Below are 24238 nucleotides of genomic sequence, written 5' to 3'. Positions count from 1 at the left end.
TCTCTTTAACTAAGTCGTATTGATGAATTAATTTAATGCGCTTTTTTGAGCGTCAAACAACTCAGTGATGCCTGCTTTCGCCAAACTTAGCATTTCGTTCATCTCATCAAAGCTAAACGGTTCACCCTCAGCAGTGCCTTGCACCTCGATTAGTTTGCCAGTGTCAGTCATCACGACGTTCATATCGGTCTCAGCTTCTGAGTCTTCAATGTATTCTAGGTCGGCAATTGGCTCACCATTAAATACACCGACAGAGACAGCGGCAATCATATGCTTCATTGGATTCGTTTTTAAAATACCTTTGGTTCGCATCCAAGAAAGTGCATCAACAAGCGCCACGCAAGCACCGGTAATGGAAGCCGTACGTGTTCCGCCATCAGCTTGGATAACATCACAATCAAGTGTAATTGTGTTTTCGCCGAGTAACTTAAGGTCAACAGCAGCGCGAAGTGAGCGAGCAATTAAACGTTGAATCTCAAGGGTGCGACCACCTTGTTTTCCGCGTGCAGCTTCACGGTCAGAGCGCGTATGCGTTGCGCGTGGCAGCATGCTGTATTCGGCCGTAATCCATCCTTTACCTTGACCTTTCATAAATCTAGGCACACCTTCAACCACCGATGCATTGCACAGCACCTTAGTATTTCCAAACTCAATTAAGACAGAGCCTTCGGCATGACATGTAAAGTTGCGAGTGATAGTGATAGGGCGAATCTGACCAGCCGTACGTCCGCTTGGGCGCATAAGTACTCCAAATGAGGTGAATTAAAGACAATATTTTTGATGCGCGCATTATACAGTCAGGCGCTACGGATTAAAAATATGAATGCAAAAAACGCCAATAAAAACGATAAAATAGTGAAGAAGGCAATCTTCATGTATCCTTAGCGTGTTATCAGCAACTATTCAAAAAGGGTTCACTTTGATCTACAGCATGACAGGTTTCGCACGTCGCGAATTAAAAGCAGAATGGGGCACAGCCGTTTGGGAAATTCGTTCAGTCAACCAACGTTATCTAGAAACCTTCTACCGCCTGCCAGAACAGTTCAGAAGCTTAGAGCCCGTGCTTCGCGAAAAATTTAGAAAAGCCCTACAACGAGGCAAAGTCGAATGCGCACTTCGCTTTACGCTAAACGAAGCAAACGTTAGCCAATTATCAATCAATGAAGATCTAGCCAAACAAGTCTTACAAGCCGCCCAATGGGTACAAGACAGTGGCGACACTGCAAAAACAGACCCAATCGACGTACTAAGATGGCCAGGCGTAATGGCCGCACAAGAAACCGATACCGACGCCATCCAAGCGGAGCTATTAAAAAGCTTTGAAGCAACCCTAAAAGACTTTATCAACGCCCGCGCAAGCGAAGGCGAAAATATGAAGCAACTCATCGAACAACGCCTAGATGCGATACAAGCACAAGCAGCTAGCGTAGAAGCTCAAATGCCTGCAGTACTAGAGTGGCAAAAAGAACGCATACTAAACAAATTTACCGAAGCGAAAATCGAACTAGATGCCAATCGCGTCGAGCAAGAAATGATCATCATGGCACAAAAGTCAGATGTCGCTGAAGAACTCGACCGCTTAAAGTCACACGTCAGTGAAACTAAATCTATCCTAAAAAAAGGCGGCGCAGTGGGCAGACGCCTCGACTTTATGATGCAAGAGTTTAATCGTGAAGCGAATACATTGGGATCGAAGTCGATTAATGCGGATGTGACGCAGTCTGCGGTGGAGTTGAAGGTTTTGATTGAGCAGATGCGGGAGCAGATCCAGAATATCGAGTGACAGACCTTCAGATTATTTGCAAACTCAAATAAAACCGATTCTTTAGTTTGTGCATACTAGATAATTAACAATAATTCACCATTACTAGTGAATTTTTTTGAGCAACTACAATAACAGTTTATATTCACCAATAATGGTGAATATAAGCCATCTCATGACTAATTTTTAACTTATTCACCAGTAGCGGTGAATATTCCTTGATACTGTGACTACTAGTAATATAATCACTTTTAGTGGTGAATTATTGGGTGCTATCAATATGGCTAATCGAGTCAAAGTTTCAGACATGCCTAGCTCTGCACATATAGAAGATGCAGAGGTACTAGGTAAGCTAATTAAAGCAAAACGAACAAAGTTGAATATGAAACTGGCAGACTGCGCAGCGCTATGTGGGGTCGGTATAAATACGCTTTCACGTATTGAAAACGGCAATGCAAATTGCACTTTGTCGGCAGTATTTTCGGTTTTACAAGGTTTAGGGATAAAGCTAACAACAAAAGAGCTAATAACTCCGAACACCAATTCTGTAGCTGATAACGATTGGGTCTAACTGATGAATGGTAAATTAGATGCCTACAGCCTTAATGTAAGATTTGCGGAAAACGTTATCGGTGAACTATCACTGAACAAAGAAACTGGCTTGCCCAAACTAGAATATAATAGTGATTGGCAACAAAAGGGTTTCGCTATATCTCCAAGCCTAGCACTTGATAATAATCACGATAACGCTGTTGCATATAATTTTCTTGATAATGCCTTACCAGAAGGTGAAGCGCGATTACTCCTTGCAGAAAGGGCTGGAGTATCAGAAAAACATGTTTTCTCACAAATACGTGAAATAGGCGGCGATCTCTCAGGGGCTTTCACCTTTACTTTTGAGAGTATTGAACAGCGTGTAAATGAAGCTGAAGAGCCTGCTTTCAGATTACTCACTGAAGATGAGCTTGAAAGGAGACTAGATACTAAAGAGGACATAGGTTTATTAACTTGGGATGATAAGCCTAGGCTCAGTGTGGCTGGGGTTCAGGATAAGCTCAACGTCTTCATAAATGAAAATGGCAAGATTGGCTTTGGTAATGGATCGCTATGTTCTACGCATATCTTAAAATTTGAAAAGAAAAATTGCCTAAATCTAGTGCTAAACGAATACTTTTGTATGAAGTTATCCGCAGCTCTTGGATTACCTACCGCTGAAGTCGAGTTTACTCGATTTGGAAAACACCCAGCGCTTATTGTTCATCGCTTTGATAGAAAATATGTCTCAGAGAAAAAACAAGTGTTGAGAAGGCACGTCATTGACGGGTCCCAAGCATTGAACTTGCCTAGGGATTATAAATACGAACGAAATTTGGGTGACAATAGAGATGTATTGCATAATAGAGATGGCGCAAGCCTCCCTAAGTTATTTGAATTTAGTAAATCGATGTCTTCCCCTGCCCAAAGTGCACAATGGTTAATCAACTGGCAGCTATTCAACTTAATCATTAGCAATTATGATAGTCATGGCAAAAACGTATCACTGTATTGGGGGAGGGAGAATAGTAGCTTCACTCCTGCTTATGACCTCGTAAATATTGCAATGTTTCCTCAATTTAAACATGTGTTAGCTATGGCAATGGGAGATGAATTTGATCCCAATAATATCAACGCCTATCAGCTAGCTGATTTTGCCGAAACTTGTGCAATAGATAAAAAATTACTGGCAAGGTTACTTTCTGATTTAACAAAAAAAGTGCTGTCCACCTTAACAGCAGAATCTTTTATTCAAGATCTAATCAAGACCAATGACTTTTCGGTAGAAGAGCAAAGATACATAAATCAACTGAAAGACAATATTGTATCAAGAGCACAACATTTATGTTCTCAAACTTCAATGATTTCGACAATAGAGGTGTAGCGAGTACTTTTACTTGCTTATAGTAGGTAGGTATCTGTTGATGACCGAATAGGTCCTGTCGTTTCATCATTTTGAATGAAGGTTGGTGGAGGTTTGAGAAATAAACATAACAAAACACTCAAAACCCCCGCCGCTTCCAAAACGCCCCTTGCTTAATATCATCAATATCTTCAAGCGTGACACGGAACGTTTTTTCGGCTACCAACTCATCATCTATCATCAAGTACATGTGCCAGTCGCCAACTTTATCTTCAAGTGGCGCCCATAAGGTGTCGCCTAGATAGAATGACCATTTGTTGTTTCTAATGTACTCATCACCTTCAAAAGGAGCCATTTGTCTGCCTTTTTTGTCGGTGATTTTGGGATGGTCAATACACCATTTAATTGTATTACCTTTTGCATTTAATACGCTTATTGTAAGACCAAATTCAATATCTATTTGCGCAGGGATGAGAGTAGTAGTTTCGAGAATTTTTGGCATTTTTTTGGTCGAGCTTTGCCAATCACCATAGATACCAAATGACTCGACTGTCACTTTTATTTTATGTTTTGCCACTCGCTTCACTCCCAAACTCAAGGTTTTACATGGATTAAAAAGCATGATCAACTATGCGATATTGAAAAGCTAGTTCGAAATTAACGCTAAAACAATACTGTACAAAAATAAAACATAGAACTAATATGAACAATGAAAAAGTACTAGCGTCAAACAAACATCAAGGATAAGGAATTCATTATGTATCGTTTAGCTTTAATTACCGTTTCTCTACTTTCTACTGCTTTACCCACTGCAGCATTAACTGCTTCAGATGCACCAGCCACGTATATCATGCAAGTTTCTAGCAACTTAAAGTGTGACCGTTTAAATATCGAATTGATCTCGCAAAAATCTAACACTTCTCAATATATTCGCTTTGGGACAGGTGCATTCGCCGCTACCGAACTACCGGCAGGAAGTTATACGTTTGGTGACGTGACTTGCACCAAAGGAAATGAAGACATTTCATATGACTTTTTAAAGGATAAGATTGCGCCTATTGAGGTCAGTGCCGGTCAAGCATACTTTGGTGGTCGTATGATGTTTAAACAAGCTTCTAGTGTTCAAGCAAACGACGCTCCTGAAGCATTGAACTCGTGTACGTTTATTAGAAGTAAGGCACGAGGCGAAAGTGATAATGCTTGCCAAGATGGAACGGGTACCGATGGCTCTGCACCGATATCTTCTAAAATTGAAGTATTCTTGCCAAAGGTGTTGGAATCAGAAGTTGCTGCAGTTAGAACGGCCATGTCAGCAACCGAAGAAGAGCTTATTTATCTGCCATTGAAGGTTTAATTAAGCGCTCATATAGTCACTGAATCTAAGTAAAAGCTTCGTTCATAAATGTTCGAAGCTTTTTTATATGCTTACTTTAGCAACTCGTGATCTTCTGGCAATTGTTTAATAATCCACATCACCAATCTGCGCTTTAAACTGGCTAAATCCTCTTTATCTGCCGGTAACGGGCTTATCAATTTATCGTGAACGAGCAAGCGATAAAGACTCTCGACTTTTTGTTTTGCAGAATCAGTAGCCGAAAAACTATTGTAACCACGGTTCACGGCGTATCTTTCAGCAACGGTAAGTGCTTTTTTGAGTAACTGTGCTTCGTTTTTAATTTTCTTGATAACGAGCCCCTTGTGTGGAGGTTATTTGTGGAAGCTAGAGATCAAGGTAACTGATGTCATTGACAAGCACAACAGAGAAGTTAAATCTGATATTTTAAAAGTAAGTAAGCACTAAATGGCAGGCATAAAAAAAGCGCTACTCAAATAAGTAGCGCTTTTGTTCACACAGGATTACTTAGAATCTGTAAGTAGCACCTAAGGTGACACGACGGTCAGTTAGACCTTGATAGCAGAATAATGCGCCTTCGTTAACACAGTACTGTTTAACATCAGACTCAGTTAAGTTAACTGCTTCAAGTCCAATGTTAAGCTGTTCGTTAACATCGTAGCTCACACTAGCATTTAACTGGCCACGATCGTCTTGAACCACTGGGAAGCCCCAAGGGAAGCTTGAAGTACTACCGAAGTCAGTTGAACGATAAGCTTCACGCCATGTGTAACGCATACGTGCTGATAAGCCATACTTTTCATAGTAAACAGTGAAGTTGTAAGCATTTTCAGACAAATCGATTAAGCCTTGGATTTCTCTTACATCGATACCATCAACACCTGTAGTCGAAGCAAATACATTGTCAGCACGGCTAGTTGCTGAGTTTTCTGCCTCACCACCTGAGAAATCTTGAATGGTGTAGTTAGCTAACACACCAAAACCAGATGCCCAACCTAACTCATCTTCAAAACCTGCTAAATCGTACTGAACAGCAAATTCGAAACCTTTTTGAGTCGTTTCACCTGAATCGTTGATGTTAGTTGAAGTAGGTACACAAACCCCTACACCACCGTCTGGACCAAATACGTTAACGTCAGCAATTGGGTTGAAGATACCACCGCCCTCACATGGAGCCGTTGTATCACGGAAACCTGTTACTGGATCTTCAAATGGGCTGACTTCTTGTTGAACGATTAGGTCGCCACGTTTTTTATAGAAGAATCCAACACTCACAAGACTCGCTTCAGCAAAGTACCACTCTGCTGAGATATCAAACGAAGTCACTTCTTCTGGCACAAGACCTGGGTTACCAATTGATACTGGTGGGTTAGGACTTGTAGAGAAGGTTACAGACGTTGATAAGTCATCAAAGTTTGGACGTCTGATATCTTTTGAAAGACCAGCGCGTAGCATGACATCATTGTCCAATTCAGCAACGATATTGAATCTTGGTAAGATAAAGTCGTAATCGCCTTTAGTTACTACCTGAGAAACCACATCGTTTCCGTTAGCGTCTTCAGTAATTGAGTTACCTAGTGAGCTTACTTCTGTTTGTAAATATCTAAAACCGAAGTCACCGCGGAAGATACCGTACTCAAAGTTACCTTGTGCATACAATGCATGTGTTTCTTCTTCGATATCAAAAAAACCAGATGAACTTGAAGTTGGGTCACTGATTTGTCTAGAACCACCGATTTGATCAATTGCACCTTGCAGGGTAGCAAGCACGCCGTCTGGATCAGACGCGACTAACTCCGGGTTGATAAGTAGAAAGTCTTTAACAAACAAAGAGCGACCGTCGGCTTCGTTGAAGTTGTCAGGACCAGCCACTAGCAATGACGAGAATAAATCACCGCTTGGGCTGTCAGATAAACTACGTAGACCAACACTTGAACGAATCTGGTCACGTAAACTTGACGTTTTATTGTAGCGATAACCTACATCAATCGACTGAATCGCACCATCAAGGTAGTAGGTTCCATCAATTCTAAATGCATCTTCTGAGTTTTCAGCAATGTCTTGACCGATATTGACGTCACGTAAAACAACGTTGGCCGGGTCAAGTAATTGCGAAGCTGAAGGACCAAATGGCTCATCATGTGCGATACCAAATGCTAACGAACCACCGCTTAAATCATAAATAAATGGCGTGCTGTTATCATTTGCACCACCTGCGTCAAGCGGCGCATTTGGGTTGATGAAGTTCAATGTAGTATTGAAGCTTGGTGTGGTTGTGTCAGATGAAGAAGAAGATAATTCAGCTTTAACTGTAAAATCGTCAAACGTCCATTCACCACCTAAGCTAAAGATTTTGCTGTCAGTTAAACGAGAGTTAGTATCGCTAGAAAAACGCAAGTTAGGATCGTCGTCATCATTTTCAAGATTAACAGGAACTACGCCGGTTAACGCTGCACTGATTGAGCCTAAGTTAACACCGCCAAGTGAACCAAAGTTAATCGTTTCAAAAGATGAAGGTATAGAAATGTCATTTAAGGCACTAACACCAGAGGCTTGAACACGTGAACTTTCTTGTCTGCGCTCTTGGTCGTTGATTACTGCATCAAAGTAAAAACGTGTATTTTCGTTTGGCGCAAATTCGAACGTACCCGCTAAGTTAACGGTTTCATATTCAAAGTTATCATAGTCTTGTACAAAGAACTGAATAGGTAGGAAATCAAACGATTGTGCGCTTGCTACTCCGCTATCAGAACTGATTAGGTTATCTCGGTCGGCACGTGGACGAAACGCAGAAACATCTTGCTCTGTATAACTACCACTTACAACCACACCAAAGCGACCTGATTCATTTTCCCAGTTATCACCATATGTACCTGATACACGAGGTGTAAACGTGCTATCAGTAGAAAGACTACTGTTTTCGCCTTGTACTCTTACAACAGCTAGGGTTTCATCTAGTTGTAGTGGACGGATAGTTCTTAGGTTAATTGTGCCACCGACAGAACCTTCAATTGTTTTTGCCGAAGGCGCTTTAGTCACTTCTACCGCAGAGATAATCGCCGCTGAAACATCTTCGAAGTTAATCCCGCTTCTTCCAGAACCTGAACCTACGGTAGACACACCGTTGATTTCTGTACGGTTTGCGTTAGTACCACGAATTTGCACACCTGTACCTACACCTGCTGTTCTGGTGATTTGGATACCGGTGACGTTTTCCAATACTTCCGCCAAGTTTTGATCAGGTAGCTTACCAATATCTTCAGCTTGGATAACCTCTACTAGATTTGAAGCAGCACGCTTTTCAGCTAATGCGCTGGTAAGAGAGCTTCTGATGCCGCTTACCTGGATGACTTCAACCAAGTCTGCTGAATCGTCTTGAGCCTCCTGAGCGTATGTGTTTGCAGCCATGGTCAATGCAGAAGCAGAGAGAACGGCAAGAGTGATTTTAGATAGTCTGTGACCCATAATGTGTTCCTGAGTGTGTGTTAAATAATCCTTGATGGATTTGATGACTAAACAATTGCAAAGTATCTTTTACAAGTATTTAACACATACTTACAACTTTTAACCAAAAGGTCAACCTTTTGGTAATAATATTAACGAATTTATTTTGCAATATATTATTACCAAGATAATAACTCACGCCTATCAAGTGGCCTTACCAAAACTTACTGAATTTTTGTTAACGTTAAAAATTAGTATATGAGAAACACCATAATGCGTGAAATGGGCATTAAGTAGTAGAGTAAACCAATGATTTAGAATGATTTTTTTGAAACTGGGGAAGTGTATCTTTAATGGTAACTGCTATTACCAATAAAAAAGCCCAGAATAATATTCTGGGCTTTCATGTAGGAGAACTACCAACTAAAGCGCATCAACACCATGCTTAAATGCGGTATCAAACGCCATTTTTGGAGCAATGGCGCCTCTGTGTTGAATGACGATACCGGCGGCAAGCGCTGCGTATCTAACTGCTTTTTCGATATCGTAACCAGATAAACGTGCACCTAGGTAAGCGCCGTTGAATGCATCACCTGCTGATGTTGTATCCACAACGTGTTCAACCGGTGTAATTTGATGCGAAGTCGTTTGCTGCCCGTCGTAACTCACTACTGAAGCCGGTCCGTCTTTTACAACGACTTCACTGATGTTTTTGGCTTTGCAAAATTCGACTAATTCTTGTGAGTTTTGGATTTGATATAAGTCACTAAGGTCTTCAACGCCTGGCAGTGTTATGTCAGCAAATGCAAATGCTTGGTCGAATTGCTCTCTGGCCTCATCTTCGTTAACCCATAATCTAGGTCGATAGTTTGGATCAAAGACGATCTTGACACCGCGATTTTTCAAGAAACTTACCTTGTCCCAGAATGACGACCTTGTGGTAGGCTCCAACACCGCTAATGAGATTCCTGAAACAAAGAACATATCGGATTCTGCGAGTTGTTCCAACACGTCGTCGTCTAGGAACTCAACTACTTTGCGGGCTGCTGCATCACTGCGCCAGTATATAAAACTCCTCTCACCAAACTCATCCGTTTCGATCAAGTACATTCCAGCTACTTTGGTTGGATGCCTAAATACAAAATCAGTGATTATCTTTTCATTAGAAAACACACCGAGCATTTTAGTACTCAATGAGTCTTCACCGATCGAAGTGATTAAACCGCTTTGGATGTCTGGGAAACATCTTTTTAAATATACAGATGAATTGTAGACATCACCTGCAAATGATTGTTGCATTGTGTTGGGCTGCGTACTACGCAGCTCAACCATACATTCACCTAAAAAGTGAATTTTTTTCATATAAAGTCTTCACGTGGCGGACTGAAAGTATCTATTAATACACCACCTGTTGGACACACAGCGCCGTGTTCAACATTTGGAGGTATTAAACAACTATCTCCAGCCTTTAATATTTTAGTCACACCGCCAATCATGAAATGAAATTCGCCAGATTCAACGTAAGTCACCTGAGAATGACGGTGGCTGTGGGCATAACCCTCAGCACCTTTGTCGAACCAAACTTTTACAGCCATCAGTTCATGGTTGTAACCAAGCATCTGACGCTTTAAACCACCGCCGATATCTTCGATTTCAGTTTCTTTAGTAAATAAAAAATGCTCGCTTTGCATTTGATATCAATCCTTACTTAGTTAGCTGACGGAAGTAATCAAAGATTTCTGGTACATTGCCTTGTGCAAGTCCCATATCTATTGCGGCTTGAAGGTTAGCAGATGAACCTTCTGCAATTTTTGATTCTGTCCCTAAATCTTCAACCATTTGCAGGAAGTAACCTAAGTCTTTATTTGCATTAGCAATTGAGAAACCAAGATCACTGTTATCATCCACTGCGTAATTTTTACAAAACTGCATAAATGGCGAGCTTGAAGGGCCTGTAGACATGATATCAAATAACTGTTGCTTATCAACACCTGCATAATCAGCTACCGCGAATGCTTGAGACATTGTGCAAACAGTAGTCATACCCATAAAGTTATTGATTAGCTTGGTAGTATGGCCCGCTCCTAGCGCACCTAAATGGAAGACATTTTCGCCTTGGTCTTCTAATACAGGCTTAACTTTGTTAAAGGTTTCGATATCGCCTGCAGCCATTATATTAAGCAAGCCATCTTTTGCGTGAGCTGGTGTACGTCCTAACGGAGCATCAATCATACCTGCGCCTTTAGCAGCCAAATCAGCACCGATTTTACGCGTCGATGCTGGAATAGAAGTACCAAAATCAATCAGCGTAGCGCCCGGTTGGATACCCGCTAATATGCCGTCTTCAGCATAAATAACTTTTTCAACTATGACAGAAGTAGTTAAACACAGCATAACGATATCTGCTTGTTCAGCTAGCTCTTTAGACGTTGCAACACTTTTTGCACCGCGTTCGACGCATTTTTCAACGGCTTCTTTATTGAGGTCCATAACGATAAGCGGATAACCTTTGTTTTGAAGGTTTTCAACCATGTTACCGCCCATAAGACCAAGTCCAATAAATCCAATCACGGGTTTTGACATAAATAACTCCTAAATAATTTGGCGCATACTTTTTGTATGACTTGTTTAACACCTAATCAACTGGTGCATTATGTCGCTCGCCTTCAACTTATTTAAGAAATGGCGCTTATTTAAGCATGCAATTTCTTAAATCATTGTCCCGACCGAACCACTGACCAATTAGCGTAGGCAAGACAGTATTATTATATTACTAATTTGTCAACCAATAAGAGATTATTGGTAAGGATATTGTTAAATTTTATAATTTGATAAGTACTCGCCCCTTCAAAATTAAACAAAAGTATAATCTTTTGATCTTAATCAACATGACTATCCGCTCAATTCTTGCTTATTTATTACGAATAGTTATCATTACGAAAAATAAACATGCGTTGATACTTCAAATAAGCAAATGATACCGTGTCGGCAAAACAGGACCCATACTATGAAAATCGCCATCAATACCAAAACAACGCTAGTTTTTGCGACACTTTTATGTAGCTCATCGCTTTCATATGCTGTCGATGATAATAAACACTTCGCGTCGCTCGACTCCCCAACGATTCAAATCGCAAAATGTAACCTCCAAGCTTACAACGAAAAATTAGACTTAATCACTAATAAGGCTGACATTACAACATTGGATATGGTTAAAGTTCATGAACTTACTTATACCCTTGAAGTAGCCTTGCAGACGCTATCCAAAGAACTTGTAGTGGCCGCGGAAGAACTCGAAAAAGTTCATAAAGCATCTGAGTCTATGAGTGATGAAGTTGTTAAAGAAGCGGCCAAGAAATATTCAAAACTAGCAAATGCGTTAACCGCGCCAACGAGTTGCTAACCTTAACCACCGGTTACGGCAGGGAAAAAAGCAACTTCATCGAGGTCATTAACAGTTTGGTCTCGACTACAAAGTGTTTGATTAACCGCGACAAAAAGATGGGGCTCTTTGAGGTACTCAAAAGCGTCATCATTGTTTACGAGTACTTTAATTAGTTCATTGATTGAAAGCGCTTCTTTACACTCTAAATCATAACTATCGCGTTGCAGTTTTTCTCGCACTTGTGCAAAAAAGAGAACCTTTACCATGAACTCTTCCCACCTTCTTTGGACAGTACTTTGATGCCGTCAAGACGCATTGTTTTATCAACTGCTTTGCACATATCATAAAGTGTGAGTGAAGCCGTTGATACAGCCGTTAACGCTTCCATTTCAACCCCTGTCTTACCCGCTAATTGGCACATAGCTTCAACTCGTATTCTGTTGTGCTCGCTTTGTAATTCAAACTCAACAGCCACTTTTGATAAGGCAAGCGGATGGCACAAAGGAATGAGATCGGCGCATTTTTTAGCGCCTTGGATGCCCGCGATTCTAGCGACTGCAATCACGTCGCCTTTGGCTAATTCGTTAGATGCTACTTTTTGAAGTGTTTCAGCGTTCATATAAATATATGCTTCAGCAATAGCTAGTCTTTTTGTCACTGGCTTATCGGTGATATCAACCATACTAGCTTTGCCGTGCTGATCAACATGCGAAAAACTGTCAGACATTAAGCGAACCTTTTAGTAATGTGACCTACGAAATTGCATGGCTTATATTCGCTGTTTAACTGATCTTTAATGATCCCCGCCCATGCTGTTTTGCAAGCACCTGTTGAGCCGGGTACACAGAAAATGACAGTATTATTCGCAAGGCCTGCTAGCGCACGAGATTGAATTGTTGAAACGCCAATTTCTTCATAAGATAAGTGTCTAAATAACTCACCAAACCCCTCTACTGATTTATCAAACAATACACTAGCTGCTTCGGGCGTAGAGTCTCGTCCAGAGAAACCGGTCCCACCCGTAGTAATGACAGCATGAATATCTTCGTTAGCAATCCACTTTGATAATACTGCTCTGATTTTGTACACATCATCTTTAACGATAGTGCGTTCCGCTATGTGATGCCCGCATTCAGCAACGGCTTCTTGTAAGTATGTTCCTGAAGTATCTGTATCTTGTGTACGGGTATCAGATATTGTTAGCACCGCAACATTTAGACTAATCATTTTCATTTCCTCATTTAGGCGTCAAAGACTAACGAGAATTTGCGGCTAGCTCAATGATTCTTTCGAATTTGCTTATGCAACATGGATATTAAAAGAATTAACTTTATAAGTTTGAAAATACCTGTTTTAGGTCTAGGTTATATTCTGATGCCAGGACGGGTTTGAGAATTTTTATTCCGTTAGAATTGCCATCTAAATTGATTTCCTTTGGCTCCATATAGTGATTACCGGTGGTGCTATAGAAGACTTTCGCTTTCGGCATAGACGGCTTCTTGGGGTTTGGCTGAGTAACAAGTCCAATACGTTGATTTGATAACAATATTAGGCTCCCTACTGGGTACACGCCAATGCATTTCGTAAACGCATTGGCGAGCTTTAGATCAAACCCACTGTCCGGATTTAAGATAATTTTCAACGCTTGTGCTGCGGATTTAGCTTTTTGATGAGGGCGTTCAGTTGTCATTGCATCAAATGCGTCAACAATCGCAAGTAATCTAGCGTATTTGTTGATCATCTCTCCTGATAACTGCTTCGGATATCCACTGCCATTTATTCTTTCATGGTGTTGCTCAATCGCTAACATAGCGCTTTTTGAGAGGCCAAGCCCATCTAGCATTTTAGCGGTAAGTAATGGTTGCTGCTGGATCAACTGCCATTCTTCATCACTTAGCTTTTTTTCTTTATTGAGTACGTCACTAGGCACATTCCCCATGCTTAAGTCGTAAAGAAATCCAAGTAATGCTAAGTCCTTACAATCCTTTTCTTTAATCCCTAAGCTTTGTGCAAAATGACATAAAAGAACAGATACTCTTAAACAATGATGATACAAGTATGTTTTTTCGTTTTTGATTGAGGTGATACACAAAAGTGCATTTGGATTGCGTTCTAAACTTTGTTGAATATCGCTGACTATTTCTTTTGCCGCCGTCAAATCGGTGACATCTTCCTTTTTCGATTCAATGACATATCGCTTATGTGTTTTAGAACATTGAAGTAATAACCGATCAACTCGCCCTAGCTCCATATCAATATCTTCAAGCGTTTTTCGCTTAGGCTTCTTTTTTTCTTGAGGGCCTTGTTTTGACCCTTGAGTGACTAACTCAGACTTTGAAAAATCGACGATGACACTGATGATCCCATGGGATTTTAGTTGCTCAATAATCGACGAAGAGGACACTTTTCCTTTGCTTTTGACTTCAAGTTCGCCATTTTGCTCAGCGATTTGATGGATAAACATGCCTTTTTTAAGCTCGTCTATAGATAACTTTTGAAGTGTTTCTTTACTCATAGCGTCTAAAAAGTAGCCTTTTAAAAGAACCGATAGCGGTATTAATATATAATATTCGATGATTAATATAGAGTATCGGCATATGTCAGTTTAGTTTTACATGATTGTCTAAACACTTTTGGTACATGGTAAAAATAATCAAAGGAGCAGTAACTATAGATACTCAAACAACTGTTCAAAAACGGGATATTTGCGCGAATTGTCATTACCCCACAGTAACCTGCATTTGCCACGCAGTAGTTAAAGTAGAAGCGCCTGTCCCACTTTATTTGTTGCAAGACAAATGGGAATCAAGGCATGCCAAAAATACAGGTAAATTGGTTGGGATGTGCATTACAAATGCCAATATCATTAATGCAGATGAAGACACCAAAGCACTCTGCGAGCTGAAAAATCTATGTCTGTCCACCAATAGCAACGTTACACTGGTGTTTCCCGACGATAAAGCACTACCAATAAAAACACTAAAACGAACACATGTTAGTGCCATTACTCATCTAATATTTATAGATACCACATGGAAAAAAGCGACTCGATTATTAGCATTGCACCCATGGATTGGAAGTTTAGAAAGTATCAAACTGGAGAATGTAGCACTTTCTCGATATGAAATTAGAAAGAGTAAACATGATAAAGGTATATCAACTATCGAGGCCGTTGAGGAAACCTTGATACAACTATATGGTTTTAGGCAGCAAGGCCTAGACAGATGTTTTGATGCCCTAAAAAAGCATTGGAGAGCATATCAAACCTCATAAACAAAAACGCCAGCGATGATGCTGGCGAATTCATATCTAGGGAAATTAGATTAATTAATAACTGATAACAAACGCTTATCAGTGACTAGCTGGCGCACACCATGCGCTTTGCTCTCATTAAATTCATTGCTTTCGCACCATTTAGCGAGACTGTTGATATCTACTTTTGCACATTGAGGTCTAACTGACCATGACACTTGTAGCGGTGAGCATTTTGCTTGTGTATAGCTTGGACCAGTAGTTGAACCCAAAAACTCAACTGGAGCACCCGTGTTCATCGGGATCATCTTGGCTTGATGATAACCATCACGAACAGTACCATCATAGTCCATATCGTTAAAATCCATTGCATTGGCATCGTTTACTACTGTGAACACCTGAGTTTCAACGCGCAATTGTGGGTTAGCACACTTATCAGATAGACATGAGCCTAAGCCCTCACCCGGTGTGACGTCACATGAAGTATGCACCCAATGCATTTCAATTGTATCGCCTGGTACAATACCACCACACACTTCGCCTTCTGGTTTTTTCAATTCTGCAGCTGTTAAAGATGTACTGATATCACATTTATAACCGCCGAAGTCACCACTACCTGCAAAAATAGAGAAATCCTTTGCTTTGTGTTCAGCATTCTTGTGAAAGTGAATATTACAAAGATTCATTTGTTCTGCGGGCGGCGCCAGCGAGAATATGCGTTTATTTGTTCCTTCTAATTGATCAATATCTCTTGGTGTTTGTGGGCCATAACCTTCACAAACTTCAACAGCAAACACAGATAAACTCATTACACTCAACGCACAAGTTGCTAGTAACTTCTTCATTTTAATTCCTATACAAAGTTAAAAAACACACATAAGGACCACATTGGGTCGTCGACCCAACTAGTGTATAGATAAGATTACGAAGTTTTTCGAGGAAGGATTATTTCTTTTATAGATCGCTTAAGCACTAAAAAGCAAACATTTATTCCATTGGAGTATATTTGGGGTGTTTTTTAATCTCTTTTATCCATCGTTTAATCTCAGGATAATTAGATAACGCGAACCCCCCTTCGTGGCAAACATGCGTATATGCAAACAGGCTGATATCAGCCACGGTTAGTGTTTCACCCACTAAAAATTTGCTTTTCAAGAGTTGCTGCTCCATCACATCTAAAGCCCTATAGCCTCCCTCTTGTTTACTCTTGTAATCCTCTAATCTGTCTTCTGGTAATCCAAGATATTTTTCAATGTATCGCGCGACAGCAATATATGGCTCATGGCTATACTGCTCGAAAAATTGCCATTGTTGAACCTTTGCAAGCGCTAAAGGATCTTCAGGTAAAAGATTGGACGAATATGCTAGATAGTTAACGATTGCATTTGATTCTGATATCACGTCCCCGCTACTCAATTCTAAGATAGGAATTTTCCCGTTTGGGCTGAGTGCGAGAAAGGTCGGGGCTTTCGTTTCGCCTTTTAAAATATCGACATGAATCCATTGGTAGGGTTTTTCTAGTAGCGCTAGGGTTAATTGAATCTTGTAACAGTTTCCCGAAACAGCATCACCATATACTTTCATTTAATCGCTCCTTTTTTATTTATCTGACCAAACAGCGTATTCGTTGCCACTAGGCTCAATGAAATGAAATCTGCGTCCTCCAGGAAAGCTAAATATCTGCTTGTGAATAACCCCACCAGCACTTTCTACCTTTTTTTGAGACTCAACTAGGTCATTTGAATAAAAAATAAGTAACGCTCCACCTGCGTCTTCTCGTGTACACAAGTCAGCCTGATAAAACCCACCATCTAATCCTTCGTTTAAAAATGCGACATAATCTTCTCCATACCATTCAAAACGCCATTTAAAGGCCTTTTCGAAAAAAGAAACGGTAGCTTTCAAGTCTTTGGCTGCGAATTCAACGTAGTTTAGCTTTTCATGTGCAGGCATTTTTTTCATCCTTGATCTTAAGTTGATTGCTTTATCTATTATTTAAATAGTTTTTTTATCATACTGTTCTACCAAGAGCGAATTTGTCAAATCAATAATAACGACCAAAAAATAAGGAAGCACATGAAACCCATCGTTCGTTTTTCCTATCTCATAGCTGCAATTATGCTGTTAGGCGCTTGCTCAAACACACCCAATAGCAATGAGCCTATATCCCCCATAACACAAAACAAATGGCTAAACGCTAGCGCTAGCGAACAAGCTGCCGCTATCAAGCGCGGAGAACTGAGCTCTTTCGCCCTTGTACAAGCTTATCTAACCCGTATTAATGAGCTAGATAGACAGGGACCAAAAGTTCAAGCTGTTTTATCCATAAACCCTGACGCCTTAGCTCAAGCAAAGCAAGCGGACATGGCTGTTCAAAACAACAAACCGTTAGGTGCATTGCACGGTATTCCTATTTTGGTCAAAGACAACGTAGAAACAAGCGAGCTTCCTACTACTGCCGGCTCGTTAGCGCTTGTGAACAACAAAACAAACAGAGATGCACCGATCATCGCAAAACTCAAAGAACAAGGTGCAATTATTTTAGGAAAAACAAACTTGTCTGAATGGGCTAATTTTAGATCAAATGATTCAGTAAGCGGATGGAGTGCCATTGGTGGTCAGACAAGAAACCCACATAGCTTGGAGCGGACGCCGTGTGGCTCGTCATCTGGATCAGGGGCTGCAATTGCTTCGAAAATGGCTCCGTTAGCGATAGGAACAGAAACAAATGGTTCCATCATTTGCCCAAGCGCAATGAACGGGATCGTAGGATTTAAGCCAACAGTTGGACTTCTATCCCGCACGCATATAGTGCCAATATCAGTGACTCAAGATACAGCAGGTCCCATGACTCGCAGTGTAAGGGACGCGGCGTTAATGCTAAGTGCAATGGCAGGAACAGATAAGTTAGATCCTGCAACAAATGACGCAGATAGATATTCAGTTGATTTTACCGATAATTTGGACAATAGCATTGAAGGAAAAAGAATCGGCGTATTTAAGGCTGTACAAAGTGAGCATCCGGAAATCATCGCTGCTTTTGAGAAGGCTGCTAAACAACTTGAAGCCCTCGGTGCTGAACTTGTAGTAATAGAAGAATTTGATACTCCAGATGAGTTTTGGACTAACGCACTTAACGTTTTATTAATCGAATTTAAGCACGAGCTAAATAAGTATCTCTCAACTACACCACAATCTGTCGAATATCGCTCCTTAGAGGACTTAATTGAATTTAATAGTAACAATGCTCGAGAGTTAGCAATTTTTGACCAGAGTTTATTCTTGCAAGCTCAAGAAACCAAAGGGTACAACGAAGATTACAAGGCAGCTCTTTCATTTTTACGACAGGCGACACGTACTAATGGGATAGACAAATTACTCCAAAACTATGGTGTTGACGCAATAATGATGCCTAGCCAGACACCTGCATTTTTAATCGAAAGCGTTTATGGAGATAGTTTCGCGGGCGGCTTTGCAGGGGCTGGCTGGCTAGCTGCTATTGCCGGTTACCCTCATGTGAGTGTTCCAATGGGTGATATGAAGGGCTTGCCAATCAATCTAAGCTTCATTGCTGGGCAATGGCAGGACGCCTTATTATTGAATATAGCGTATCAGTACGAGCAAGTGAGCAAACAGATAATAGCGCCAAACTTTCCTGCAAGTGCGATAGACCATCCATACTTCAAAGAAAAATTAGCCCCACTAGAATTATAAACTCGCGAGACAATAAAAAAGGATATCCTGTTAATAACAAGATATCCTTTGCATTAAAAAGTATTAGTTTTGAATACTATTTAGCCTGCTTTTTTCATCCAAGCAGAGCACCAGCCTTTAGCATTAACCACTTTGCCAGGGAAAATACCACAAGGACGCCACTCCGCGCCGTCTTCACCCTGAATATACTGACAGTTAGCACAGTTTTGGCCTTCCATAGCAGATTGGTGAACATATTTAAGTGCTAGAGCGGTCGGATCATCGAGTTTTACCTGCTCTTGAGCGTTTGCTCGCAGAGCTACACCACCTAAAGTTACGCCAATTAAAGTAGAACCTGACAATTTTAAAAAATCGCGACGATTAACTTGTTTCATAAAAATTTCCTTTCTCAAAGTGTGTGTTGTTAAGGATACAAATAATAATAATTCTTTTTTACATACAGCCTAAAACGAAACAACCCGCCGAATCGGCGGGTTGGAGTCACAAAGGGTCATTCAAATTTTGTTCTAATATTGTTACTTATACGCGACTAAAAAAGTTTGATCTAGTATAAGTTATTGTTTTATTGATCTATGCCAGTATCTTTACACTTTAAAATTTGTCGTCAGAAGAACTACTATCTTCCTTTGGCAACTTTATCAGCAAATAAACAATCAAAGCGACAAACACTAGTGCAACACCACACACTATCAATAATTGGTCTAAATTAGGGATCATTGTGTTTCCTTTTCTAAAAGCTACAATTTTATGCTCTTGATTGCTTTGCCCGGTTTCGCGTATGCGAATCGATCAATTGACTGCGTTTTGTGGTAAGCATCTAAGCCTGAAATTGCGACAGAATTTGCGCGCTCAATATCAACGTAACCATCATCATTAACATAGTTATTTTTCATCACAACTTCAACAATTTGACCGATAACAAGCTCGGTTTTATTGATCGCAATGAGTTGAATATCTTGTACCTGCATCGCAAGTGAGATATTGGACTCTATGACATAAGGAGCATTAACCGCAGTAGAATCAATTGGGGTCAGTCCAGTGTGGACAAATTCTGACTCTTCGCTCGGATATCTCGCTGAGGTTTGATGACTTGGGCCCACGATATCTGTGCATATATGATTGATTGTATAAACACCCGTGTCTTTGATGTTTTGCAAGGTATCGCGCACAACTGTGTGAGGCCGCATTATCATGCCTAGCAGAGGTGGATGCGCACCGACATGAAATACAGAGCTAACAACTGCTAAGTTATCTACCGAATTGACATTTCTTGTACCAACCAAATTAGCACTTTTAAAACCAGATAACGCGTTAATAAAATTTGCTCTAGTTCTTTGCGGCATGTTTTCAATATCGCTCGCATTAAAAACACGCGCTTGTTTTGTTGTTTCGCTTTGCGTCATATTTCTGCCTTCGCCACTAGTCTTCGTCAGTTTGAGCAATTATCTCAATACCAAATCCGTTATCTATTATTGTCAATTCGATTGGTGAACAGCATATTTGGCAGTCAACTATTTGCTGCTGCCCAATATCATTCGCTTCGTCAATCTCTAAATCGTTATATGTCATACAGTATGGGCATTCAAATTTCGCCGCACTTGTTAAGCTCATAAACGCCTCCTAATATTTAGTACTAAGGATACGAAATTGACTTCAAGTTGGATGTATCTCAACAAACATTAAACTTCAATCTCTTGTTTTCGTATCAAGTAATATGAAACAAACGCAATTTCTAATGACTCGAAAATACCCAAGGCGTTCACACCATGGTAAATGCCCTTTGTGTCATCGCGTCACCGATCTAACGTTTCATCACTTAATCCCCAAGAAGGTGCATAAACGAAACTATTTCAAAAAGCATTTTGATAAGCAAACACTCGCGTTTGGCATCGATATTTGTCGAACTTGCCACACTGGAATACACAAGATTTACGACGAAATAACCCTAGCCAAACATTACAATTCACTACAAAAGATTAAGCAAGATGACAAACTAAACACACATTTTTTGTGGGTAGCAAAACAGAGAATTAGGTCAGTTTAGTCAGATTATTTGTGTTTATAGCTAATAATGTATACTGTATAAATAAACAGTTGAGACATTCAATGCGAAGGTATGCATTTTCAAGAAGATGAAATATCCAAAACAATTACCTACTTTTTATTACTTATCGCATTTCAATGAATTTTTGAAATTTGTGAAGCAACCTTGCGGTGCTTTATTAGACGATCTAGATAAAGAATTTATCTATGAATATGAAAAACTTGATAAAAATGCTCAATGCACGTTAGTCAGAGCGTGTAATCGTAAGAGTAGATTTATCAAAAAAAGCACTCTTTTTTACCCTGAAATCAATGACACACAAAATGCAATAGAGGCACTTTTTAAACTAAATTTCTTGAGGCCACTATCGCTCTGCGATATGCACTCATGGTCGATGAATTTGACAAAACCCGAACTCATTCAGATATTGTCAACGCAAGGCTTTACGACGACTAACATAAAATCATCATGGCCTAAATCAAAACTACTGGACCTAGTCAAAAATGTTTCGCTTGAAGACATCTTTAAAAACGAAGTTTGTAACGAATATTTGGTAAGAAGCACTGATAAATATATAGAGTATTTTTTATATCTGTATTTTGGGAACGTTCATAGCAAACTTAATCAATTTTCAATGCGTGATCTAGGAGTTATGCGCACCCGAAGAGAACAGGCACAAATAATGGCTCGATTCTCAAGCTTAGAAATAGCAAAAAGCACTTATATGCTGCATAACAAACTATCACTTATAAAAGAAATTACAGTGTGGTCTCACAAACAGATACTAAAGGAAATCGAAAGTTTGCCGAATGCAGCGGGGCCAAAAGCAGAAACACTTAAGCAGAGAATTGAGTTCTACCTTGCAGACGCATTGCTGACATTTGATAAAGAAGACGCTTTAGACAAATTAGCGAACATCGAAAGCGCTGAAGCACAAGAGAAATGGATTAGGGAAAGTTACAAAAGTGGTAAAAAAGAGCTAGTGGAAAAGAAGCTAGAGACCATAATAGATAATCCATTGAGCGATGATATCCTTGTTTTTGCTAGCGATTTCTTAGCTCGTAAATACAGAAAAAAACGCACAAGCATACTAACTGATATGTTGCGAGATAATAGTCAACGCATCGCACTTGATGAAATGCATAAAGCTAGTGTCGAAAAAGGCGTCGTCGCCTATTACAAAAACAAAGGCTTATTTGCTCAAAGAACTGAAAATGAGCTATTTAGAAGCTTGTTTGGATTGTTCTTTTGGGAAGAAATATTTGATATCGAGGGCTATGGACTTGTCAATGAGTTTGACCGAACCCCTTTATCCTTAAAAAATAATTGTTTATATGAAATAGCTAACACTTCAATCGAGACTAAAATAGCGTCGATTGAAGATAGTCAGCAACTCTTGCAGTTTTTAAGTAAACAAGCAGTTAAACACTTTGGTAAACCCAATGACATATTTAGATGGAAAGATAAGCTGTTAGCCTTAATCAAACCATTTATAGAGCACGCACCCTACCAAGCAATATTGCAACATTTACTAGCAATGACTAAAGACTGGTATGCGCTTAATGATGGTTACCCAGATATTATGGTGATTGATAGTGCTAAACCACACATTTCAGAATCATTGAGATTTGAAGAAATAAAGTCAGAAGGCGATCAACTTAGACGCAATCAATTAACTACGATTCAAAGACTCAAAGAACAAGGCTTTAACGTCATTATTACCAACGTCGAATGGATAATTGACCCCATGCAAGCTTATGTTGTGGTTGATATTGAAACAACAGGTGGTCGAGCATCAAATCATAAAATAACTGAAGTAGGTATGGTTAAGGTAGTCAATGGTGAGATTGTTGATCAATGGCAATCATTGATCAATCCACAACGACGCATTCCGGCAAACATCACTGCTTTGACAGGCATCGACAATGAAATGGTTCAGCATGCACCGATTTTTGCAGAAGTCGCACAAGAAATTGCTGACTTTACTGAACACTGTGTTTTCGTCGCACATAATGTAAATTTTGATTATGGCTTTATTAGAGAGGAGTTTGCCCGTTTGGAACGGCATTTCAAGCGACCTAAACTATGTACAGTTTCTCAAATGCGTAAATTCTACAAAGGCTTACCTTCATACTCATTAGCAAACTTAACAAAGCATTTTGAGATACCTATGCAAAGGCATCACAGAGCTATGTCGGACGCGATTGCGGCCTCAGAATTGTTAAAACTGATAAATGAAAAGCGCATCCCATCCAATTGAGTGAAAAGCTTTTTGGTCTCAGTTAAACCAATTAATCATGTTTTAAGTAACAACTCACATGAAAAAGAATCTAAAACTTAATTTAACTCGCCTTAACGAAGACGAAGTTTCACGTGTAATTGAAATGGCATGGGAAGACCGCACACCTTTCGAAGCCATTGAAAGGCTTTTTGGACTTCAGGAACCAGAAGTCATTGAAATAATGCGCAACAACATTAAACGAAAGACCTTCAATAATTGGCGAGCACGCGTAACTGGACGCAAAACTAAACATCTAAAACTGCGTTCACCTGAAGTATCTCGAGGTTATTGTTCAACACAGTACAAGCCGGTTAGGAAACGATAAAAGACGTTTTTAATTTTCGTATCTATTAATCACGCCTTTTCTAAAAGGAGCAGTAACATCAAAATACCAAATTGACTCCTTTTTATTTTTAAGGTTTCTCACACTCATTGCATGAACTGGCTTTTCATCTACGTAAACTAAAGACTGACCAACAGCGATATGATTTTGCAATTGTATAAAAGCATATAGGTCATTAGCACTTGTTACATAAAACGCATTGCTGGGCGTTTGCCCATTACCAGATCGCCAGACTGCATCCATAAAGCCGTCTAACATTCTTTTGTGTAAATTACCTTGGTGTTCATTGCCTGATTCAAATTGGCATACCATGGCGCCATAATGCCCCGTGAGACTAGTATAATTATCGTTTAGTATTGCATTTGTAGCCATTAAGCACTGACGCCAGTTTTTTGTATCCATACTTGCGTTAGCAACTAACTTTTGAGCCTGTTCAATGCCATCGTAGGGGTCGTATTTAGACGTTAGAGGATAAACCCTAATGATTGAGTCAAAAACCTCTGCAGGGGCATTCGTGTTCTTTAAAGCTAACACTAATTTTTGGTAATCTTGATCGGCGCGTTTGTAATTAATAACTTGATTACTTGGTTTGTTGATTTGATTTTGCGTTTCTGTATTAGAGGAGGTGCTTGAGCAGGCTAACACCAGAAAAGTCGAATAAATAAGTATCGCAAGACGAAGCTGATTTAATAATTTGTGCATAGCTAGCCCTAATGCTTTAAAGACGCCTATTTTATTTCTAAATACAAAGTTGTTGTAGGT

General features: G+C 39.9%; 28 protein-coding genes. 9 read left to right on the top strand and 19 right to left on the bottom strand.

The genetic code is table 11. The features are described 5' to 3' along the window. Positions 1 to 27: 27 nt before the first annotated feature. Positions 28 to 741: a ribonuclease PH gene (gene rph / locus KUL10_RS17560; protein WP_110430262.1), complete on the bottom strand. Its 714-nt coding sequence runs from the start codon at positions 739 to 741 to the stop codon at positions 28 to 30. Between the two features lie 178 nt (positions 742 to 919). On the opposite strand from rph, the gene KUL10_RS17555 reads away from it, so the two are divergent. The 3 genes from KUL10_RS17555 (at position 920) to KUL10_RS17545 (ending at position 3680) form a co-directional block, all read left to right on the top strand. Beyond that, on the top strand, positions 920 to 1783 hold the full coding sequence (locus KUL10_RS17555) for a YicC/YloC family endoribonuclease (RefSeq protein WP_110430274.1): 864 nt from the start codon (positions 920 to 922) through the stop codon (positions 1781 to 1783). A 259-nt stretch (positions 1784 to 2042) separates the two neighbouring features. Beyond that, entirely contained in the window at positions 2043 to 2333 is a 291-nt protein-coding gene (locus KUL10_RS17550; protein ID WP_110430261.1) for a helix-turn-helix domain-containing protein, read from the top strand. A 3-nt stretch (positions 2334 to 2336) separates the two neighbouring features. Beyond that, positions 2337 to 3680: a HipA domain-containing protein gene (locus tag KUL10_RS17545; RefSeq protein WP_110430260.1), complete on the top strand. Its 1344-nt coding sequence runs from the start codon at positions 2337 to 2339 to the stop codon at positions 3678 to 3680. A gap of 118 nt (positions 3681 to 3798) precedes the next feature. Here the strand turns inward: KUL10_RS17545 and KUL10_RS17540 are convergent, their stop codons facing one another. Beyond that, positions 3799 to 4236, bottom strand: coding sequence for a DUF3859 domain-containing protein (locus tag KUL10_RS17540; protein ID WP_233499877.1), 438 nt, complete (start codon positions 4234 to 4236; stop codon positions 3799 to 3801). A gap of 180 nt (positions 4237 to 4416) precedes the next feature. Between KUL10_RS17540 and KUL10_RS17535 the strand changes: the two genes are divergently transcribed. Next, entirely contained in the window at positions 4417 to 5013 is a 597-nt protein-coding gene (locus KUL10_RS17535) for a hypothetical protein (RefSeq protein ID WP_110430258.1), read from the top strand. A gap of 71 nt (positions 5014 to 5084) precedes the next feature. On the opposite strand, the gene KUL10_RS17530 is transcribed toward KUL10_RS17535, so the two are convergent. From KUL10_RS17530 to KUL10_RS17510, 5 genes are all read right to left on the bottom strand, one after another. After that, a complete protein-coding gene (locus tag KUL10_RS17530; RefSeq protein ID WP_110430257.1) occupies positions 5085 to 5345 on the bottom strand; it encodes a DUF5062 family protein in 261 nt (86 codons plus the stop codon). A gap of 175 nt (positions 5346 to 5520) precedes the next feature. After that, complete coding sequence (locus KUL10_RS17525; RefSeq protein ID WP_110430256.1) at positions 5521 to 8478, bottom strand: TonB-dependent receptor; 2958 nt, start codon at positions 8476 to 8478, stop codon at positions 5521 to 5523. 402 nt (positions 8479 to 8880) lie between these two features. Beyond that, the gene (locus KUL10_RS17520) at positions 8881 to 9819 is read right to left on the bottom strand and encodes a sugar kinase (RefSeq protein ID WP_110430255.1); all 939 of its coding nucleotides are present in this window, start codon (positions 9817 to 9819) and stop codon (positions 8881 to 8883) included. Then, positions 9816 to 10148 carry a cupin domain-containing protein gene (locus tag KUL10_RS17515; RefSeq protein WP_110430254.1) on the bottom strand — a complete coding sequence of 111 codons (333 nt, stop codon included), beginning with the start codon at positions 10146 to 10148 and terminating at the stop codon, positions 9816 to 9818. The genes KUL10_RS17520 and KUL10_RS17515 overlap by 4 nt, the downstream gene beginning before the upstream one ends. 13 nt (positions 10149 to 10161) lie before the next feature. Next, positions 10162 to 11040: an NAD(P)-dependent oxidoreductase gene (locus tag KUL10_RS17510; protein ID WP_110430253.1), complete on the bottom strand. Its 879-nt coding sequence runs from the start codon at positions 11038 to 11040 to the stop codon at positions 10162 to 10164. 424 nt (positions 11041 to 11464) lie between these two features. On the opposite strand from KUL10_RS17510, the gene KUL10_RS17505 reads away from it, so the two are divergent. Then, entirely contained in the window at positions 11465 to 11860 is a 396-nt protein-coding gene (locus tag KUL10_RS17505) for a DUF6746 family protein (protein WP_110430252.1), read from the top strand. 2 nt (positions 11861 to 11862) lie between these two features. Here the strand turns inward: KUL10_RS17505 and KUL10_RS17500 are convergent, their stop codons facing one another. The 4 genes from KUL10_RS17500 to KUL10_RS17485 form a co-directional block, all read right to left on the bottom strand. Beyond that, on the bottom strand, positions 11863 to 12108 hold the full coding sequence (locus tag KUL10_RS17500) for a MoaD/ThiS family protein (protein WP_110430251.1): 246 nt from the start codon (positions 12106 to 12108) through the stop codon (positions 11863 to 11865). After that, complete coding sequence (gene moaC, locus KUL10_RS17495) at positions 12102 to 12569, bottom strand: cyclic pyranopterin monophosphate synthase MoaC (protein ID WP_110430250.1); 468 nt, start codon at positions 12567 to 12569, stop codon at positions 12102 to 12104. Before moaC ends, KUL10_RS17500 begins: the two co-directional genes overlap by 7 nt. After that, entirely contained in the window at positions 12569 to 13069 is a 501-nt protein-coding gene (gene moaB / locus KUL10_RS17490) for a molybdenum cofactor biosynthesis protein B (RefSeq protein WP_373415196.1), read from the bottom strand. The genes moaC and moaB overlap by 1 nt, the downstream gene beginning before the upstream one ends. Positions 13070 to 13172: 103 nt before the next feature. Further along, positions 13173 to 14357, bottom strand: a complete 1185-nt coding sequence (locus KUL10_RS17485; RefSeq protein ID WP_110430248.1) for an HD domain-containing phosphohydrolase — start codon at positions 14355 to 14357, stop codon at positions 13173 to 13175. Positions 14358 to 14482: 125 nt separating this feature from the next. Here KUL10_RS17485 and KUL10_RS17480 point away from each other — a divergent pair, with 125 nt between their 5' ends. After that, entirely contained in the window at positions 14483 to 15115 is a 633-nt protein-coding gene (locus tag KUL10_RS17480; protein WP_110430247.1) for a tRNA-uridine aminocarboxypropyltransferase, read from the top strand. A 50-nt stretch (positions 15116 to 15165) separates the two neighbouring features. Here KUL10_RS17480 and KUL10_RS17475 read toward each other — a convergent pair whose 3' ends face one another. The 3 genes from KUL10_RS17475 to KUL10_RS17465 all read right to left on the bottom strand — a co-directional run bounded on the left by KUL10_RS17475 (position 15166) and on the right by KUL10_RS17465 (position 17047). Then, the gene (locus tag KUL10_RS17475; protein ID WP_110430246.1) at positions 15166 to 15939 is read right to left on the bottom strand and encodes a delta-class carbonic anhydrase; all 774 of its coding nucleotides are present in this window, start codon (positions 15937 to 15939) and stop codon (positions 15166 to 15168) included. 142 nt (positions 15940 to 16081) lie between these two features. Further along, complete coding sequence (locus KUL10_RS17470; RefSeq protein WP_110430245.1) at positions 16082 to 16678, bottom strand: glutathione S-transferase family protein; 597 nt, start codon at positions 16676 to 16678, stop codon at positions 16082 to 16084. 15 nt (positions 16679 to 16693) lie between these two features. Further along, positions 16694 to 17047 carry a VOC family protein gene (locus KUL10_RS17465; RefSeq protein WP_110430273.1) on the bottom strand — a complete coding sequence of 118 codons (354 nt, stop codon included), beginning with the start codon at positions 17045 to 17047 and terminating at the stop codon, positions 16694 to 16696. A 123-nt stretch (positions 17048 to 17170) separates the two neighbouring features. Between KUL10_RS17465 and KUL10_RS17460 the strand changes: the two genes are divergently transcribed. Beyond that, positions 17171 to 18808: an amidase gene (locus KUL10_RS17460; protein WP_110430244.1), complete on the top strand. Its 1638-nt coding sequence runs from the start codon at positions 17171 to 17173 to the stop codon at positions 18806 to 18808. Between the two features lie 80 nt (positions 18809 to 18888). Here the strand turns inward: KUL10_RS17460 and KUL10_RS17455 are convergent, their stop codons facing one another. The 4 genes from KUL10_RS17455 to KUL10_RS17445 all read right to left on the bottom strand — a co-directional run bounded on the left by KUL10_RS17455 (position 18889) and on the right by KUL10_RS17445 (position 20419). Beyond that, the gene (locus KUL10_RS17455; protein WP_110430243.1) at positions 18889 to 19182 is read right to left on the bottom strand and encodes a high-potential iron-sulfur protein; all 294 of its coding nucleotides are present in this window, start codon (positions 19180 to 19182) and stop codon (positions 18889 to 18891) included. A 217-nt stretch (positions 19183 to 19399) separates the two neighbouring features. Next, the gene (locus KUL10_RS18955) at positions 19400 to 19525 is read right to left on the bottom strand and encodes a hypothetical protein (RefSeq protein WP_255417703.1); all 126 of its coding nucleotides are present in this window, start codon (positions 19523 to 19525) and stop codon (positions 19400 to 19402) included. Between the two features lie 20 nt (positions 19526 to 19545). Next, positions 19546 to 20211 carry a flavin reductase family protein gene (locus KUL10_RS17450; RefSeq protein WP_110430242.1) on the bottom strand — a complete coding sequence of 222 codons (666 nt, stop codon included), beginning with the start codon at positions 20209 to 20211 and terminating at the stop codon, positions 19546 to 19548. 16 nt (positions 20212 to 20227) lie between these two features. Further along, a complete protein-coding gene (locus tag KUL10_RS17445; protein ID WP_110430241.1) occupies positions 20228 to 20419 on the bottom strand; it encodes a CPXCG motif-containing cysteine-rich protein in 192 nt (63 codons plus the stop codon). A 521-nt stretch (positions 20420 to 20940) separates the two neighbouring features. Between KUL10_RS17445 and KUL10_RS17435 the strand changes: the two genes are divergently transcribed. Next, positions 20941 to 23112: an exonuclease domain-containing protein gene (locus KUL10_RS17435; RefSeq protein ID WP_110430239.1), complete on the top strand. Its 2172-nt coding sequence runs from the start codon at positions 20941 to 20943 to the stop codon at positions 23110 to 23112. Between the two features lie 58 nt (positions 23113 to 23170). Further along, positions 23171 to 23458, top strand: coding sequence for a TIGR03643 family protein (locus KUL10_RS17430; RefSeq protein ID WP_110430238.1), 288 nt, complete (start codon positions 23171 to 23173; stop codon positions 23456 to 23458). 9 nt (positions 23459 to 23467) lie between these two features. On the opposite strand, the gene KUL10_RS17425 is transcribed toward KUL10_RS17430, so the two are convergent. Next, entirely contained in the window at positions 23468 to 24178 is a 711-nt protein-coding gene (locus tag KUL10_RS17425) for a DUF4919 domain-containing protein (protein WP_110430237.1), read from the bottom strand. Positions 24179 to 24238 lie beyond the last annotated feature (60 nt).

Source organism: Glaciecola sp. KUL10 (assembly GCF_003203515.1).
Taxonomy (GTDB): Bacteria; Pseudomonadota; Gammaproteobacteria; order Enterobacterales; family Alteromonadaceae; genus Glaciecola.
This window is presented reverse-complemented; position numbering and strand designations above follow the sequence as displayed.

Bases quoted from the DNA above. Each gene is read 5' to 3' on its own strand.
- KUL10_RS17505 (WP_110430252.1), top strand. From the start codon at position 11,465: ATGAAAATCGCCATCAATACCAAAACAACGCTAGTTTTTGCGACACTT.
- KUL10_RS17550 (WP_110430261.1), top strand. From the start codon at position 2,043: ATGGCTAATCGAGTCAAAGTTTCAGACATGCCTAGCTCTGCACATATA.
- moaB (WP_373415196.1), bottom strand. From the start codon at position 13,069: ATGATTAGTCTAAATGTTGCGGTGCTAACAATATCTGATACCCGTACA.
- rph (WP_110430262.1), bottom strand. From the start codon at position 741: ATGCGCCCAAGCGGACGTACGGCTGGTCAGATTCGCCCTATCACTATC.
- KUL10_RS17475 (WP_110430246.1), bottom strand. From the start codon at position 15,939: ATGAAGAAGTTACTAGCAACTTGTGCGTTGAGTGTAATGAGTTTATCT.
- KUL10_RS17465 (WP_110430273.1), bottom strand. From the start codon at position 17,047: ATGCCTGCACATGAAAAGCTAAACTACGTTGAATTCGCAGCCAAAGAC.
- KUL10_RS17535 (WP_110430258.1), top strand. From the start codon at position 4,417: ATGTATCGTTTAGCTTTAATTACCGTTTCTCTACTTTCTACTGCTTTA.
- KUL10_RS17435 (WP_110430239.1), top strand. From the start codon at position 20,941: ATGAAATATCCAAAACAATTACCTACTTTTTATTACTTATCGCATTTC.
- KUL10_RS18955 (WP_255417703.1), bottom strand. From the start codon at position 19,525: ATGATCCCTAATTTAGACCAATTATTGATAGTGTGTGGTGTTGCACTA.
- KUL10_RS17450 (WP_110430242.1), bottom strand. From the start codon at position 20,211: ATGACGCAAAGCGAAACAACAAAACAAGCGCGTGTTTTTAATGCGAGC.
- KUL10_RS17510 (WP_110430253.1), bottom strand. From the start codon at position 11,040: ATGTCAAAACCCGTGATTGGATTTATTGGACTTGGTCTTATGGGCGGT.
- KUL10_RS17545 (WP_110430260.1), top strand. From the start codon at position 2,337: ATGAATGGTAAATTAGATGCCTACAGCCTTAATGTAAGATTTGCGGAA.
- KUL10_RS17430 (WP_110430238.1), top strand. From the start codon at position 23,171: ATGAAAAAGAATCTAAAACTTAATTTAACTCGCCTTAACGAAGACGAA.
- KUL10_RS17425 (WP_110430237.1), bottom strand. From the start codon at position 24,178: ATGCACAAATTATTAAATCAGCTTCGTCTTGCGATACTTATTTATTCG.
- KUL10_RS17445 (WP_110430241.1), bottom strand. From the start codon at position 20,419: ATGAGCTTAACAAGTGCGGCGAAATTTGAATGCCCATACTGTATGACA.
- KUL10_RS17520 (WP_110430255.1), bottom strand. From the start codon at position 9,819: ATGAAAAAAATTCACTTTTTAGGTGAATGTATGGTTGAGCTGCGTAGT.
- KUL10_RS17480 (WP_110430247.1), top strand. From the start codon at position 14,483: ATGGTAAAAATAATCAAAGGAGCAGTAACTATAGATACTCAAACAACT.
- KUL10_RS17525 (WP_110430256.1), bottom strand. From the start codon at position 8,478: ATGGGTCACAGACTATCTAAAATCACTCTTGCCGTTCTCTCTGCTTCT.
- KUL10_RS17455 (WP_110430243.1), bottom strand. From the start codon at position 19,182: ATGAAACAAGTTAATCGTCGCGATTTTTTAAAATTGTCAGGTTCTACT.
- KUL10_RS17470 (WP_110430245.1), bottom strand. From the start codon at position 16,678: ATGAAAGTATATGGTGATGCTGTTTCGGGAAACTGTTACAAGATTCAA.
- KUL10_RS17500 (WP_110430251.1), bottom strand. From the start codon at position 12,108: ATGGTAAAGGTTCTCTTTTTTGCACAAGTGCGAGAAAAACTGCAACGC.
- KUL10_RS17460 (WP_110430244.1), top strand. From the start codon at position 17,171: ATGAAACCCATCGTTCGTTTTTCCTATCTCATAGCTGCAATTATGCTG.
- moaC (WP_110430250.1), bottom strand. From the start codon at position 12,569: ATGTCTGACAGTTTTTCGCATGTTGATCAGCACGGCAAAGCTAGTATG.
- KUL10_RS17485 (WP_110430248.1), bottom strand. From the start codon at position 14,357: ATGAGTAAAGAAACACTTCAAAAGTTATCTATAGACGAGCTTAAAAAA.
- KUL10_RS17515 (WP_110430254.1), bottom strand. From the start codon at position 10,148: ATGCAAAGCGAGCATTTTTTATTTACTAAAGAAACTGAAATCGAAGAT.